This is a genomic window from Burkholderia torrens (assembly GCF_984668525.1).
In genome coordinates this window covers 905793-921242 of record NZ_OZ480212.1, presented here as the reverse complement: position 1 = coordinate 921242, position 15450 = coordinate 905793, and the positions used below count along the sequence as shown (strand labels likewise).

The following is a 15450-nucleotide window of genomic DNA, read 5'->3' as shown; positions in this document are numbered from 1 at the left end:
TCCGACCGCGGATGGCCGGAACGCCGGCTGTCCGCGCGGCGCCGCGTCACCCCGCGCGCTGATGTTCCAGCCACGCCTGGAACATCAGCACCGCCCACAACTGGTGCTGCCAGTTCATCCGGCCGGTCTGGTGCTGCCGCCACAGACGCTCGACCGCGGTCGCATCGAAGAAGCCCTCCTCGCGCAGTCGCGACGGCTGCAGCAACGCCTCGGCCCAGTCGCGCAGCGCGCCGCGCAGCCAGTGGTCGACCGGCGCGCAGAAGCCCTGCTTCGGCCGATCGATCAGCGCGGACGGCACGTACCGGTCGAGCAGTCGGCGCAGCAGCGCCTTCGACTGCCCTTCCGGCAAGCGCACGGCCGCCGGCACGCGCCACGCGAATTCGACGACGTGATGGTCGAGGAACGGCATGCGCGTTTCGAGGCTGACGGCCATCGCGGCACGATCGACTTTCGCGAGGATGTCGGTCGGCAGGTACGTGAGCGTATCGATCGCCATCGCCTGCTCGGCGAAGCTCAGGTGCGCGGGCCACGCTGACACCGTGTCCAGCGCCGTCGGCGGCTCCTGGCCCGACAGCGCGATGCGCTCGGGATGATGCACCGACGACATCAGCAGCCGGTACAGCCCGATGCGGCTCTCGGCCGTCATCACGTGGCCGAGCTTGTGCAGGCGATCGCCGATGCGCGTCGCCGAGTCGCGCGCCTCCACGCCGCCCCACGCGCCCTGCGCGACGGCCGCGAGCTGGTCCGCATGATCGGGCCGCAGCGCATGCAGCGCGGCCGCGATCCGCGCGCGCACGGCCGCCGGCACGCGATGCAGCTTGCGCCACAGGCGCGGCGTCAGGAAATAGCGCGTATAGCCGCCGAACAGTTCGTCGCCGCCGTCGCCGGACAGGCTCACCTTCACGTGCCGGCGCGTCAGTTCGGACACGAGGAAGGTCGGAATCTGCGACGCATCGGAGAACGGCTCGTCGTAGATCGACGGCAGCTTCGGCACGACGCCGAGCGCATGGTCGGCCGTCACGTAGAGTTCGGTATGACGCGTGCCCAGGTGGCGCGCGACGGCCTTCGCGTAGCCGGCTTCGTCGTAGCCGGCCTCGTGGAAGCCGATCGTAAACGTGTCGACCGGCGTCGACGATTGCGCCTGCATCAGCGCGACGATCGCCGACGAATCGACGCCGCCCGACAGGAACGCGCCGAGCGGCACGTCCGCTTCCATCTGCCGCGCGACGGCCTGGCGCAGGATCGTGTCGAGCTGGCCGACGGCCTCGTCGGCGCTGCCCTCGAACGGTTGCGCACGGCCGTTCTCGATCGCCTGTTCGAGCGTCCAGTACGCACGCACGCGCGGTGTGTCGCGCGCATGTTCGAACTGGATGAAGGTGCCGGGCGGCAGCTTGTGGATGCCGCGATAAATCGTGTAAGGCGCGGGCACGCTCGACTGGCGCAGGTACAGGCACAGCGCGTCGCGATCGATCGCGCCGTCGAAGCCCGGATAGCCGCGCAGCGCCTTCAGCTCGGACGCGAACACGAGCGCGTCGCCGATCCGGCCGTAGTAGAGCGGCTTCTCGCCGATCCGGTCGCGTGCGAGCGTCAGCACGCGCGACGCGCGATTCCACAGCGCGAACGCGAACATGCCGGTCGCGCGGCGCAACGTTGCCTCGACACCCCACGCGACGATCGCCGCGATCAACACCTCGCTGTCGGAGTGGCCGCGCCACGCCGGTGCGCGACCCGCGCGCTCGAGTTCCGCGCGCAGTTCGCGATGGTTGTAGATTTCGCCATTGAAGACGAGGACGTAGCGGCCGCATGCGGATGCCATCGGCTGCCGGCCGTGTACCGACAGGTCGACGATCGCGAGCCGCCGGTGGCCGAGCGCGATGCCGGCTTCCGGGTCGACCCAGATCCCCTGCCCGTCCGGCCCGCGATGCGCGAGGCTCGCCGTCATTCGCGCGAGCGTGCCGCGCGCTGTCTCCTCATCGAAGGCGACGCTATTCAGAAAGCCGTCGATTCCGCACATTTGATATGTCTGCCCCCTGTTGACCTGTTCCGTCACGTGCGGCGCAACCTCGCTGCCCGCCGTCCGGCATGATGGTCGGGCCATATTACGAAGAAATAAATCAGCAATAATTCACCAGTGAATGTCGGATAAAACCGGAAAAAAAATGGCGTCAAGCGCCCTGCGCCGATAGTTACGTCAAGGGGCCATATCAAATCGGAGCGGATGGCCGCGGCACGTTGCAGAACAAAAAAAGGGGCGGCATTCAAAGGAGCCCGCAGCGGCCTTCGCCAAGCGCGTCACCCCGCGCCGGTCGCCCATTTCAGCAACTGCGCGACCTCGCGGAAATGCTGCGGCTGGATCGTGCCGTTCTCGGGTGTCGTCTCGTAGAGCGCCTGCGCGAGCCCGACGTTCGCGAGCGTCGGCCGCAACGCGTCACGTGCGAGCCGCACGATCCGCTCGGCCGCGTCGCCCTCGCCGCGCGCGAGCACCCACGGCAGCGTGCCGATCCCGCCGTAGTAGAGCGCGACCGCGACGCGCGACGAATACACGACCACCGACGCATAGCCGATGCGGTCGGGCAGCGACGCGAACTGCGCTTCGCGCGCGAGCTGCCGGCGCTTGGCCTCGATGTGCGGATCGCCTTCGTCCTCCTTGTGCTCGCGCCGCACTTCGTCGATCGACATCTTCATCTTCTGGTTGAACTCGTGCCGCTGGTGCACGATGTCGATCAGCGCCATCACGATGTAGATCAGCGCGGCCCAGCCGAACAGCAGCATCAGCAGCTTCACGATCAGCGCGAGGATCGAGACCGGCCGCGTGAAGCCCGACTGCACCGCCGGATCGAGCGACTCGACGATCAGCCAGCCGAGCGTCGCGACCAGCAGCGCCGTCTTCACCAGCATCTTCGCGAGATTGACGAGGTTGCGCAGCGACCACTGGTTCTTCATCCCCTCGGCCGGATTGAGCCGCGACAGCTGCGGCACGAGGCGGCTCCACGCCATCACGCCGCCCACCTGCACGAAGCCCGCGAGCAGGCCGGCAAGCAGCCCGGCCGCGACGATCTGCGCGGACAAGGTCGCCCAGTCGCGCGCGGCGCCGTCGATCAGCACCGCGATCCGCGCGGACGGGTCGGCGGCGCCTGCCGCGTCGAACACGAGCCGGAACAGCGCCTGCAGCCGTGCGAACAGCGAACCGATACCCACCGCGAGCGCGACGCACACGCCGACGAAGAACGCCGACGAAATCGTTTCCGCGCTCTTCGGCACATCGCCTTTTTCGCGCGCCTCGCGCAGGCGCTTCGCGGTCGGCTTCTGGTCCTTTTCGGCCATCTCGGCTCCGGCCCGCTCAGCCGCCGCCGTGCGCGGCGAACAGCGCGCGCAGCAGCGCCATCAGCCCGCTGTCGGGGCTCAGCAGCGAATGCAGCGACGCATACACCACCGGCAGGAACAGCATCATCATCAGCAACGCGAGCGCGCTCTTCAGCGGCTGCGAGAACACGAAGATGTTCAGCTGCGGCACCGCGCGCCCGACGAGGCCGATACCGAGCTCGACGAGGACCAGCACGATCGTCACCGGCGCGGCGAGCTTCACCATCCATTCGAAGATCGTGTCGGTCTGCCGCACGATGAAGGTCTGCAGCATCGACGAGAAATCGGGGCCGAGCGAGCCGATCGGCCACCACGCGTACGACTGCGCGAACAGCTGCACGAGCACCTGCAGGCCGCCCGCCGTGACGAACAGCGCGATCGCGACGAAATTCAGGAATCCCGACGTCGGGCCGCCTTCGTGACCGCCCATCGGATCGAAGAACGCGGCGCTGCCGCTGCCGGTCTGGAAGTCGATCAGGTAGCCGACGCCCTGGATCGCGAACAGCACCGCGCTGAACGCGCCGGCGAGCAGCATGCCGACCACCGCCTCCTTCGCGACGAGCAGGCACCACATCAGGAACGGCAGCGCGGCCACCTGCGCGGCATCGATCGCGGGCGCGACGAACGCGGCGATCACGACGGCGATGCCGTTGCGCACGAGACCCGTGATGATCTGTTCGTTGAACACGGGCACGACGAACATGATCGGCAACAGGCGCGGCATCACGTAGAGCAGCGGTCGCAGCGTGCCCACGACGTCGTTGAAACCGGCTGCCTGGTCTAGCATCGGCGCTCCGCGGCGGCAGGCGAAGCGGTCTCGTCGGCCGCGGCGGATGTGCCCGGTTCGGTGCCGGCTTCGGTGTCGGTCATCTCCGCATCGAACGCGGCGGCCGCTTCAGGCTGCGCGGACGCATGACCGGACGCATCGCCCGCGCCGGCCGCCCACGCACCGGCCGCCGAGAAACGCCGCACCGCGTAGCCGTCCGCCACTTCGTCTGCGTCGCGCTCGACGCGCGCGGCGCGCGCCTGCAGCGCCTTCTCGCCGGCCTTCTCGAGCTTGTCCTCGGCGGCCTTCGCCTTGCGCGCGGCGCGCTGCAGGTCGGCCAACGTCGCCTCGTGGCCGCGATGCACGTGCGCGGCCTCGTGCACCGATGCGTTCGCGGTGCCGATGTGGCGGTCGAACGTGCGGGTGTCGGCCGCGGCATCCTGCAGCGCGCGCGCCTCGCGCAAATCGTCGGCGAGCCGCGCCTGGATCGCGGCCTTCGCGGCAACCTGCTGCGCGAGCTGCGCATGCGCGGCATCGAGTGCGCGGCGGCTTTGCGCGGCGATGCCCTGCTGGCGCGCGGCCGCGACGCGGGCGATCTGGCTGCGCATCTCGCGCACGCGCTTCAGGCGCGCGAGCGTCGCGAGCACGAGGCGGTCGTCGGCTTCAGACATGATCGTTCGCCAGCTTCATCAGCTTCGCGAGCTGCGCGTCGAAACGCACGTCCTCGTCCGACGCCTGCGCGCAGAACGCGCCGATCGCGTCACGCGCACGCAGCGCGAGATCGCCGAGGCGGTCGCTGCCTTCGCGATATTCGCCGATCTGCACGAGCAGCTCGATCTCCTGGTACTTCGCGATCAGCTCGCGCACGCGCGCCGCTGCATGCTGGTGCGCGCGGCTCGCGACGAGCGGCATCACGCGCGACAGGCTCGCGAGCACGTCGATCGCCGGATAGCGGTTCGCGAGCGCGATCTTGCGCGACAGCACGATATGGCCGTCGAGGATCGAGCGCACTTCCTCGGCGATCGGGTCCGACTCCTCGTCGCCTTCGACGAGCACCGTGTAGAGCGCGGTGATCGACCCGTGCGCGCCCTGCCCCGCGCGTTCGAGCAGGCGCGGCAGCACCGCGAACGTCGACGGCGGGAAGCTGCGCCGCGTCGGCGGCTCGCCGCTCGCGAGGCCGACCTCGCGTTGCGCACGGGCAAAACGCGTCAGCGAATCGACCAGCAGCAGCACGCGCTTGCCCGCATCGCGGAAATGCTCGGCGATCGCAGTGGCGACCAGCGCGGATTTCACGCGCTCCATCGCGGGGCGATCGGACGTCGACACGACGACGATCGACCGTGCGCGCACCTCCGGCGACAGGCTGTGCTCGATGAATTCGCGCACCTCGCGGCCGCGTTCGCCGACCAGTGCGATCACGTTCACATCGGCCTGCGCGCCGCGCGCGATCATCCCGAGCAGCGTGCTCTTGCCGACGCCGGACGGCGCGAAGATGCCGACGCGCTGCCCGATGCCGAGCGTCATCAGGCCGTCGATCACGCGCACGCCGGTCGGAAACGGCGTGTCGATCATCTTGCGCGCGAGCGGATTCGGCGGGTCCTGCTGCGTCGATACCCACGCGGCGCCCGTCACGGGGCCGCGATCGTCGAGCGGCCGGCCGAGCCCGTCGAGCACACGGCCGAACAGCGCTTCGCCCACCGGAAACACATGCTCGCGCCCGGACGGCACGACGGTCGTCTCCGGCGACAGCCCGGCCACGTCGCCGAGCGGCGTGAGCAAGGTCGTCTGCCGCGAAAAGCCGACCACCTCCGCGAGCAGCGTCGGCTGGTTCGGCGTGCGCAGCTCGCAGATCTCGCCGAGCCGCGCACGGATGCCCGTCGCGTTCAGGATCTGCCCGACCGCGTGATTGACGCGCCCTTGCACCGACACCGGCGAGAAGAACGCGAGCCCCGCATCGAGTTCGCCGACGAGGCGGCCGCGATCGAACGGTGCGCCGTCGTCGTCGCCGAACGGTTGCGGATCGTCGAGCGGCGCGTTCATCGCGCGGCACCCTTCAGCGCATCGCGGCGGATCGCCTGGCGCAGCGCGTCGATCTGCAGGTCGAGGCTCGCGTCGATGCGCCCGGACGGCGTCTCGACCGTGCACGCGTGGCGTTCGAGCTGCGCATCCTCGACGATGCGGATCTTCTGCCGGTTCGACTGTCCGGCGAACGCGCCGTCGAGCGCGTCGCGCATCTCGTCCTTGCGGCCGGGCGCGACATGCACGACCAGAAACGCCTCGTCGCGCACCAGCGGCGCGATCCGCGCGAGCGCGGCCTCGTACAGCTTCTGCGTGCTCATCTCGCCGACGATCGCGCGCACGGCCTTCACGACGATATCGGCCATCGCGTCCTTCATCGTCTCCATCGTGCGCGTGGCGGCCAGCGCCTGCGTGTACGCCTGCGCGGCCTGCTCGCGCTGCGCGCGGCGCATCCCTTCGTCGTAGCCGGCGGCCTGGCGCTTGTCGAATTCGCGCTGTGCATCGGCGACGATGCGCGCGGCCTCTTCATGCGCGGTCGCGATCACCGCGGACGCATCGAGCAGCGCCGCGTATTCGCGCTCCTTGAGCACCTTGCGCTCCGACAGCAGCTGCAGGTTGTCGCTCGTGATCAGAAAAGCCAGTCCCATGACGCAAGCCTCTCGGGAATCAGAAACAGGAACATCAGTTCGCCGAACTGGTCGCGCTGCGCGCGGTTCAGCCAGTACGGCGCTTCATCGTCGATCGCGCGGTTGAATTTCAGGCGCACGCGCCGCGCGACGGCATCACCGGCCACGCCGATGAAATCCGCGAGCAGGCGAGCGCCGCGCGCGCGGATCACGACCGGCAGCGCGGCGGGATCGGCACGCCATGGCTCGAGCGTTTCGGCGAGCGCGCCGAATTCCGGCGCGCGTTCGAGCGTCAGTTCCAGCGCGTCGCCGCCGAGCCGCGCCGCGACTTCCGCGCGGATGCGGCGCCCGGCCAGCGCGTCGCGCAGCCAGGTGCGATGCAGCAGCAGCCCCGCATACGCGGCCAGTTGCTCGAGCGCCGCGCCCGGCAGCAGCGCGAGCCGCGCGCACGGGTTCGCGACGTCGAAGTCGTGATGGTCGGCTACCCCGTTCGCAGCGAGCAGGTGCCGCGCGAGAAGCTTGCGGCCGGCCGCGCCGAACGCGTCCGGCGAACGGTAGCGCGCGGGCCAGTCGGCCGGCACGCGCGTCACGTGCAGGTAGCGGTCGGGCCGCAGGTTGAAGTCGCACACGAGCGCGTGAAACGCGCTGCGGCGCGCAGCCGGCGGCGGCGCGAGCGGATGCAGCCACGGTAGCGGCACGGCGTCGGCCGGGTTGGGCCCGGCGCCCGGCAACGGCGCGTGCGGATCGCTCATGCGCCGTCGCGCGCACCGTCCGGCGTGCGCAGGCCACCACCCTGCTGCGACGCGCCGCCGGCACCGTTCGCCCCGCGCGGTGCGCCGAGCAGGCCCGCGAGCCGCGCACCGAACATCCCGCGCCGTGCGGCCGACAGCGCAATGACCGCGCAGGTCAGCAGGATCAGCGCGAACACGAGCCAGCCCAGCGGCGAGCGCAGCCGCAGGACGTCCGATACCGCGCTGCCGATGCCGTCCACGCGCGTCGCGCGCGCGGCGGCCGGCTGCAGGAACAGCGACACGTTGTCGTATTGCAGCCCTTCGATGCTGTGCGCGACGAGATCCTTGACCATCGGCGCCATCGCGCGCAGGTCGACGCCCGGCCGGTAGCGGATGTACACGGCCGCCGACGACGGCTTGATCTTGTCCGCGAGCGGATCGTTCTCCGGAATCACGACCTGCACGCGCGCGACAACCACGCCCTCGATGTCCTGCAGCGTGCGCGACAGGTCCTGCGACACGCCGTACAGGTAGCGCACGCGTTCCTCGGCCGGCGTCGACACGAGGCCCTGCTTCTGGAACAGCTCGCCGAGGCTCGCGTAGCTCGGCTTCGGCAGCCCGTTCGCGTGCAGCACCGTGAGCGCCGGCTGCATGTCGCCGTCGGCGACGCTCACGAGCCATGCGTTGCGGTCCGACGTGTCGCGCGCATCGTTGTCCTTCGACGCGCTGATGCCCGCGTCGCCGAGCACCGCGATCATCTGGTTCGCGTCGCGCTCCGACAGGCCCGAGTACAGCTCCTTCTGGCACCCGGCCAGCAGCACGAGCAGCCCCGCGAGCAGCGCGCGCGCTGCCCGGCTGCGCCACGCATGCACGCGTGGCGTCGAATCGATCGTCGTCATCGTTTGTCCGCTTCAGGGTGCGTGAGGCCATCGACGGCCCGCACGCACGCTTTCACTCCTGCGTCTTCAGCACGGTGTGCGTGAAGCCGTTCGCCGCCTGCGCGACCGACAGGCTCAACTGGTATTCCGAAATCGTGGTGGTCGCCGTCCACTGGAAGTCCATCGCCTTCACCATCGTCATCAGCGGATCGCTGCGGTTGTCCGCCATCGACGTCAGCATCTCGCTGCGATGCTTGTCGATGTTCGCGTACCGCGAATCGAGATCGTTGCCGTAGGTGCGCAACCGCTCGACGAGCGACGACTGGTTCGCCTGCGCGGGCGTCATCTGCACGGCCGGCGCCGCATCCGCCGGCGCGCGCGACATCGCGACGCCCGATGCGGACGGCGGAGCGGACGGCGATGCCCCCGGCTGCATCAGCGCATCGAACTGGCGCACCTGCGCCGGATCGGACGCCGCCCCCGCCTGCTGCTGCGCGGCACTCGCGAGCGCGGCCGCGCCCGGCGGCGCCGCGCCTACGCCTGTCACTGACATGTCATGCCCTCCTTGAATGGCCGACACCGGACCGGATCGGTCGGGCCAGCCCGGAACGGGCCGGCCGGCACGCGCGCCTTCACCGCCGGATGCCCGCCACGGGCAGACCCGGCGCGCGGCCACGCGCGGCACGGCCGGCGGCCGGCGTCATGCGCGGCCGGCCGAGCTCAGGTGTTGCGCAACCTGGGCGTTCGCCGTCCCCTCTTGCGCGGTCACCGCGTTGCTGGTTTCGAACGTGGCCGTCGACTGCTGGACCTGGAAGTTGATCTTCGTCAGTTCGAGCTGCGTCTTGGTCAGGTCGTCGGCCTGCTGCTGGACCTGGTTCGTGTTGGTTGCACCTGCTGCCTGCGTACCCATGTTGCGCTCCTTTACGTGAACGTCATCCACCTTCCGGCGGCGGCCCCATGCCCCCCCGGCGACGTGGGGCGCCGCGCCCATGCGACGCCCCGCGTATTGCACGCACCGCGCGCCGCGCGATGCGCATGACCTGTCGCGGCGCTAGTGCGCCGCCCCTTTCGATGCGCCGGCGGAGGCAGTGGCCGCCGCCTCCGGCAACAGCGTCGGCCCCGGCACCGGCTGCGCGACCCCGGCGGCCGCGCCGGTCGCGAGCGGCGCCACGGGCGGCGCCGGCGCCTGCTCGGGCGCATTCGCCGACGGGCCGCCGAGCGGCATCGTGATGCGCTGGCCGCCGCGTTCGAACACGACTGCGTCCGGGCCGATCGACACGACGGTCGCGCCCTCCTTCAGCCGCGCACCTTCGAAATAGCGGCTGCCGTCGGCCGTCTCGATATAGCGCTGGTCGCCGTCGCCGGCGAACACCGTCGTGATCTCCGGAATGCCCGCCATGCCGCCGAGCGTCGTCGCCGTGCGCGGCGCGGCCGGATCGGCATCGCGCACGTGATCGACCACTTCGAGCGCCGGACGCGCGTCCTTCATGTAGTTGCGGATGCGCGGCTCGATCTGCGCGCGCGCGGCCGCACCCGTCAGCTCGATCCGGCCGCGACCGAGATACGTGACCGTCAGCGCCGTATCGCTGAAGTAGGTCTGCGCGGTCGCGACCAGGTCGCTGACCACGTAGATGTTGCCGAGCGCCGCGTTGTCGACGCCCGCGACGATCTGCGCGACGCGTTCGCGCGCGGCCGGGTCGCTGACGTAGCCGGACACGATCACGCCGTCGTCGCGCGGCGCGACGGCCAGCTCCGGATACGCATGCAGCAGTTGCTGCAGCCGGTGCGTGCGCGCGAGCACCGATTCGTGCTGCCACGGCAGGCGCCCCGACCACGTGACGAAGCCGTAGCCGAGCGCGCCGAGCAGCACGCCGATCCACAGCGCGACGAGCGCGATCACGAGCCGCCGGCTGCCGAGGCGGCGCAGCCCGCCCGTGAGCCAGCCGAGCCACGCCGCCTCGCGCGCGGCGTCCGGCGCATCGGCTTCGTCCGGCACCGCGACGCTCGCCTGCGCATGCCGCGCGATGCCGAGCCGGATCGAGCCGACCGTCACGACGTCGTGCGGCGTCAGCGAGCGGCGGCCCGCGCCGAGCGGTTCGTCGTTGAACAGCACCGCCGCGCCGGTTTCGCCGCCGTGGTTCTGCACCGTCACCGCGAGCGCGCCGACCTGCAGGCACACCTGCTTCGCGCCGATCTCGCGATCGGGCAGGATCACTTCGCAATCGGCCGCCGTGCCGACCCAGTTCGCGCCGCGCGCGAGCGACATCGTGCGGCCGTACATCGGCCCGCTCAGGAAGCACAGGTTCCACGGCGACGCGAGCGCGGCCGAACCGGCCCCCGCGCCTCCCGCGCCGCCGGGCAATGGGCCGTCGCCGTGCGGGTCAATGATGGTCGTCGACATGGGTGGTGGCTCCTGCGGTCGTCGCCGCCGGCTGCGCCGCCGCATCCTTCGGCTGCGGCAGCGCGGGCGGACCGAACTTCGTGCCCGGCAGCGGCTTCGGCGTCAGCGGCACCGCGACGTCGTTGTCCGGCGGCCGATACATCGACATCCCTTCCTGGCTCGCCGGCCCGTCGGCGCCCGGATTCACGGGCGATCCGTCCGGCGCATACATCGACGCGGTCGTCACCACGCGCGGCGTCAGCAGGTAGAACCGCTCCATGTGATTGCCCGACTTGTCGGTGTACTTGAACAGGTTGCCGATCAGCGGAATGTCGGACAGCCAGGGCACACCGCTCTTGTTCAGCCTCACCTCGTCGTCGTTGAAACCGGCGATCAGCAGGCTCTTGCCTTCGTCGATCATCGTCTTGGTGACGATGTTGCGCTGCTGGATCACCGGCACGTTCGACACGGCCTGCCCCGGCACGATGTTGCCGTCCTGGATGTCGATCGACATCATCACGCTCTGCGGATTGCCTGACACGGCCGCCGCGTTGCGGATCGCCTCGTCGACGATCATCGGCGTCACCTTGATGCTCGTGCCGGTCGTCACGCTGTACAGCGACGAATCCTGGTAGCCCGGCACCTGTACGTAGAACTGCGTAAGGTTCTCGAGGATCGCCTCGGTGTTGTCGAGCGCGAGCACCTTCGGCTTCGATCGCATCTGCGCCTGGCCCTTCTGCGCGAGCGCGTTGATACGCGTGAGCAGGTAATTGCGCAGCGACCCGCCGATCGACGCGGTCAGTGCGATGCCGGTCGGCATGAACGCGCCCGTCTGCCCGGTTTCCGACGTGCCGATGCCGAACGTCAGCGGCGGATTGCCGACGCCGTTGTACTGCGTGTTGCCGTTCAGCGGGTTTTGCCCGTTGCCGATCTGCACGTCGCCGTGCGTCGTATGCAGGCGCCAGTCGATCCCGAGGCTGTCGAGCGAATCCTCGTTGATGTCGATGATCGTCACGTTGATCTCAACGATGCGCGGACGCTCGTCGAGCTGGCCGATCAGCGACTGGTAGCGGTACATGTTCTCCGGCAGGTCGCGCACGATCACCGCGTTGATCGCCGGGTCCGCGACGATCTGCGGCAGCGTATCGCCGCCGCCGCTGCTCGAGAACGGCGAGAAGCCGCCGCTCGCGCCGCCGTCGCCGGAATAGCCGCCCTGCCGCGGGCCGCCGGAGATGTCGGGGAAATCGAGGCGCGGCACCGCGATCGTCAGACCCGAGCCGAGCTTCACCTGGCGCGCGGCCTGGCCGAGCGACGGGCTCGTCGGTGCAGCCGTCGTGTCGCCGGCCTTGCCGAACAGCCGCCGCAGGATCGTCGCGACACCGGGTACCGTCACTTCCTTGCCCGAGCGGTTGATCGTGAAATCCGACGCCCAGCCGTACTTGAGCCGGAACGCGCGGATATCCGCATGCGCGCCGTTCGCCGACGGATCGCCGACCGAGCCCACCGCCTGCCGCACGAGCTCGACGTAGCGGCGCGGGCCGGCCACGTACACGCTGTTCGCGCGATCGTTGATCACCAGCGTGTAGCGCTTGTCGGGAATCTGCATCGCCTGCAGCGCGCGGCCGATTTCACCGGAGGCGTTGGGCGGGATCGGGATCATCTGCGTCTGCGACTGGTCGGCCGGATCGACGTACAGGAACGAGCCGTCGTAGTACCACGTGAGCCCGTAGGTCGAGCAGATCGTCTCGAGCGTCTGTTGCGGCGTGCCCGAGAAGCGGCCGCTGATCACGCCGTCGACCTTCGGGTCGACCACCGCCGTCACGCCCTGCGACGACGCGAGCTCGCGGATGAAGTCGCCGATCTTCTTGCCGTTCGCGACGATCGTGAACGGCTTGTTGCGCCAGCGCAGGTCCGCGGCCCGCGCATGCTGCGCGGGCGCCATGCACAGCGACGCCGTGAGCAGCGCGGCCGCGCACATGGCGAGCGCGGCCCGTTGCAGGCTGCGCGGTTGAAACGGGATCGAGGCGACGCGTCGACGCATCAAAGGACTCCTGTGGAAGAAACGAACATGCGTTCCAGCGCCTGCTGCGCGAAGCGCAGCACTTCGCCGCCGAGCCAGGCCGACAGCAGCACGAGTGCGACCATCACGGCGATCAGCCGCACCGCGATGCCGATGTTGGCGTCCTGCACTTGCGTGACGGCCTGCAGGATCGCGACGACGAGGCCCGTGACGGTGGCGATCAGCACGATCGGCAACGACAGCAGCAGCACGAGCATCAGCGCCTGGCGCGTCAGGTCGAGGATCGTCGAGCTCGTCATTGCACGGCTCCCGGTACACGCACGTCGGCGCCCGCGCCGACCGTGCCGTCATCCGGCGGGTTCTTGACCCAGCCGACCGTATGCAGCTGCACGTCTTCCTCGACTTCCTGGTACGACAGCACCGCGAGGTCGGGCAGCACGGGCTGCAGGATCGTCTTCACGTAGCGGCGCGCACCGAGCGCGACCATCACCGCGAGCCGCGCGGCGCCCTGCGCGGTGCCGTGGCCGCCCGCCTGCGCGGCCTGCACGATCGCGCGCACCTGCTCGCCGATGTCCTGCTTGACCGCGCTCGACAGCGCGAGAAAATTGCCCTGCTTCGTGCGCATCACCGCACTCTCGATCCGCTCCTGCAGGTTCTGCTCGAACAGCACGACCCGCAGCTGGCGCGTCGTGCCCGCATGGCGGTCGGTGATCATCCGGCGCAGGTCGACGCGCACGAGCTCGACCAGCGCGATCACGTCGTCCGGTTCGTTCGGCGCCCACGTGATCAGGCTTTCGAAGATCACGCGCAAATTGCGGATCGGCACCTGCTCGGCGAGCAGCCGGCGCAGCACCTCGGTCACGCGCTGCAGCGGCACGAGCCGCGTCAGCTCGCCCACGAGTTCCGGGTGCTCGCGGCGCACCAGATGCACGAGCGCCTGCGTTTCCTGGATCCCGAGCAGTTCGTCCGCATGCTGGCGCACGATCTGCTCGACGTGCGCGGCGAGCGCGCTTTCGCTCGACAGCCACTTGCCGTCCGGCGCGGGGCCGTCAGGCTTGATCCACAGCGCGGTCGCGAACGGGCCGAACGCCTCGGCCGGCTGGCGCTCCGCGCGCTCGGGCAGCGGCGCGACGCCGTCCCACAGCAGCCAGCCCGGCTTCAGCGCGCCGTGCGCGGCGAGCACGTCCTGCAGATAGATCCGGTACGTGCCGGCCGCCGCGCCTTCGTCATCGTTCAGCGTGATGCGCGGGAACACCGTGCCGATGTCCGCATCGACGCGCGCCTTCGCGCTCGACAGCGCGGCCTGCAGCTGCGCGAGGTTCAGGCTCGTGCGCAGGTCGTCGGACAGCGACACCGCGATCAGCGACGTGACGCCGGCCGCATGCGACACCTTCGCGGGCTGGCCGTCGTCGGCCGCGCCGACACGCCCGGCGATCTGGATCAGGTTGAAACTCGGCGCGGCCGTCTTGCGCTTGAGCTGCGAGAACGCGAACACGCCGAGGCCGATCGCGATCAGCGCGAACGACCATTTCGGGAAACCGGGCACGACGAGAAAGCCGGTCAGCACGACCGCCGCGATCAGCAGCGCACGCGGATGCGCACCCAGCTGCTCGCCGAGCTGTTCGCCGAGCTGGCGCTGCCGCGCATCGCGCGTCGCGACGCGGGTCGTCACGATGCCGGCCGCGATCGACACGAGCAGCGACGGAATCTGCGATGCCATCCCGTCGCCGACCGTCAGGATCGCGTAACGTTGCAGCGCCTGGCCGATATCCATCCCGTGCATCAGCGTGCCGACCGCGATCCCCGCGACGATGTTGATGAACGCGATCACGAGGCCCGCGATCGCGTCGCCCTTCACGAACTTCATCGCGCCGTCCATCGCGCCGTGCATCTGCGATTCCTGTTCGAGCTTCTCGCGGCGCTCGCGCGCTTCGTCGGCGCTGATGATGCCCGCGCGCAAGTCCGCGTCGATGCTCATCTGCTTGCCGGGCATCGCGTCGAGCGAGAAGCGCGCGCCGACTTCCGCCACCCGCTCCGACCCTTTCGCGATCACGATGAACTGCACGACGGCGATCACGAGGAACACCACGCCGCCCACCACGACGTTGTTGCCGACCACGAGCCGCCCGAACGCGTCGATCACGTGGCCCGCGTTCGCGTGCAGCAGGATCAGCTTGCACGACGCGATGTTCAGCGCGAGCCGGAACAGCGTCGTGAACAGCAGCAACGCGGGAAACGACGAGAAGCTGACCGCCGACGGCACGTAGGTCGAGACCGTCAGCAGTACGACGCTCGCGGCCAGGTTCAGCGAGATCATCCCGTCGAGCGCGGCCTGCGGCAGCGGCAGGATGAACAGCGCGACGACCGCGATGATGAACGCCGCGATAAACAGGTCGGCGCGCGGCGACGCGCCTCCGAGACGCCGTCCGGACACGCCACGGCCAGCGGAAAACAACCGCTGCCAGTCGCGGGAGAGCGCCTTCGGTTCTGCCATCGTGCCGGTGTCCTGTCGTTATCGCCGGCTGGCACGGGCAATCCTGCCCCTGCCGCGCGGACCGTTGAATGGGACGAGTGTAGCGACGGGAAACGGTGGAAAAAGGGACGCGCCTCGTAGCGTGAAAGCGCGTTTTCCGGCGACGATCGAATCGGACTACGAAACCCGGCGGC

Annotated in this window: 14 protein-coding genes; all 14 read right to left on the bottom strand. The window is 69.9% G+C overall.

Features of this window, described 5'->3' with window-relative positions; translation table 11 throughout:
* Nucleotides 1-46: 46 nt before the first annotated feature.
* Nucleotides 47-2014, bottom strand: a complete 1968-nt coding sequence (gene asnB, locus AC5LXX_RS20465; protein ID WP_493412881.1) for an asparagine synthase (glutamine-hydrolyzing) — start codon at nucleotides 2012-2014, stop codon at nucleotides 47-49.
* Nucleotides 2015-2292: 278 nt separating this feature from the next.
* Nucleotides 2293-3324: an EscU/YscU/HrcU family type III secretion system export apparatus switch protein gene (locus AC5LXX_RS20460; protein WP_493412880.1), complete on the bottom strand. Its 1032-nt coding sequence runs from the start codon at nucleotides 3322-3324 to the stop codon at nucleotides 2293-2295.
* Between the two features lie 16 nt (nucleotides 3325-3340).
* Nucleotides 3341-4150, bottom strand: a complete 810-nt coding sequence (gene sctT, locus AC5LXX_RS20455) for a type III secretion system export apparatus subunit SctT (protein ID WP_493412879.1) — start codon at nucleotides 4148-4150, stop codon at nucleotides 3341-3343.
* On the bottom strand, nucleotides 4144-4800 hold the full coding sequence (locus AC5LXX_RS20450) for a hypothetical protein (RefSeq protein ID WP_493412878.1): 657 nt from the start codon (nucleotides 4798-4800) through the stop codon (nucleotides 4144-4146). Before AC5LXX_RS20450 ends, sctT begins: the two co-directional genes overlap by 7 nt.
* Entirely contained in the window at nucleotides 4793-6169 is a 1377-nt protein-coding gene (gene sctN, locus AC5LXX_RS20445; protein ID WP_493412877.1) for a type III secretion system ATPase SctN, read from the bottom strand. The genes AC5LXX_RS20450 and sctN overlap by 8 nt, the downstream gene beginning before the upstream one ends.
* Nucleotides 6166-6795, bottom strand: coding sequence for a type III secretion system stator protein SctL (gene sctL / locus AC5LXX_RS20440; RefSeq protein ID WP_124449655.1), 630 nt, complete (start codon nucleotides 6793-6795; stop codon nucleotides 6166-6168). Before sctL ends, sctN begins: the two co-directional genes overlap by 4 nt.
* Nucleotides 6777-7526, bottom strand: coding sequence for a SctK family type III secretion system sorting platform protein (locus AC5LXX_RS20435; RefSeq protein ID WP_493412876.1), 750 nt, complete (start codon nucleotides 7524-7526; stop codon nucleotides 6777-6779). The genes sctL and AC5LXX_RS20435 overlap by 19 nt, the downstream gene beginning before the upstream one ends.
* Nucleotides 7523-8404, bottom strand: a complete 882-nt coding sequence (gene sctJ, locus AC5LXX_RS20430) for a type III secretion system inner membrane ring lipoprotein SctJ (protein ID WP_493412875.1) — start codon at nucleotides 8402-8404, stop codon at nucleotides 7523-7525. The genes AC5LXX_RS20435 and sctJ overlap by 4 nt, the downstream gene beginning before the upstream one ends.
* Before the next feature lie 52 nt (nucleotides 8405-8456).
* Complete coding sequence (locus AC5LXX_RS20425; protein ID WP_124449649.1) at nucleotides 8457-8936, bottom strand: hypothetical protein; 480 nt, start codon at nucleotides 8934-8936, stop codon at nucleotides 8457-8459.
* A 147-nt stretch (nucleotides 8937-9083) separates the two neighbouring features.
* Nucleotides 9084-9293 carry a hypothetical protein gene (locus AC5LXX_RS20420; protein WP_124449647.1) on the bottom strand — a complete coding sequence of 70 codons (210 nt, stop codon included), beginning with the start codon at nucleotides 9291-9293 and terminating at the stop codon, nucleotides 9084-9086.
* Nucleotides 9294-9434: 141 nt separating this feature from the next.
* Nucleotides 9435-10784: a type III secretion system inner membrane ring subunit SctD gene (sctD, locus tag AC5LXX_RS20415; RefSeq protein ID WP_493412874.1), complete on the bottom strand. Its 1350-nt coding sequence runs from the start codon at nucleotides 10782-10784 to the stop codon at nucleotides 9435-9437.
* On the bottom strand, nucleotides 10765-12804 hold the full coding sequence (gene sctC, locus AC5LXX_RS20410) for a type III secretion system outer membrane ring subunit SctC (protein WP_493412873.1): 2040 nt from the start codon (nucleotides 12802-12804) through the stop codon (nucleotides 10765-10767). The genes sctD and sctC overlap by 20 nt, the downstream gene beginning before the upstream one ends.
* Nucleotides 12804-13082: a type III secretion system export apparatus subunit SctS gene (sctS, locus tag AC5LXX_RS20405; RefSeq protein WP_124449641.1), complete on the bottom strand. Its 279-nt coding sequence runs from the start codon at nucleotides 13080-13082 to the stop codon at nucleotides 12804-12806. Before sctS ends, sctC begins: the two co-directional genes overlap by 1 nt.
* A complete protein-coding gene (gene sctV, locus AC5LXX_RS20400; protein WP_493412872.1) occupies nucleotides 13079-15277 on the bottom strand; it encodes a type III secretion system export apparatus subunit SctV in 2199 nt (732 codons plus the stop codon). The genes sctS and sctV overlap by 4 nt, the downstream gene beginning before the upstream one ends.
* Between the last annotated feature and the right edge of the window lie 173 nt (nucleotides 15278-15450).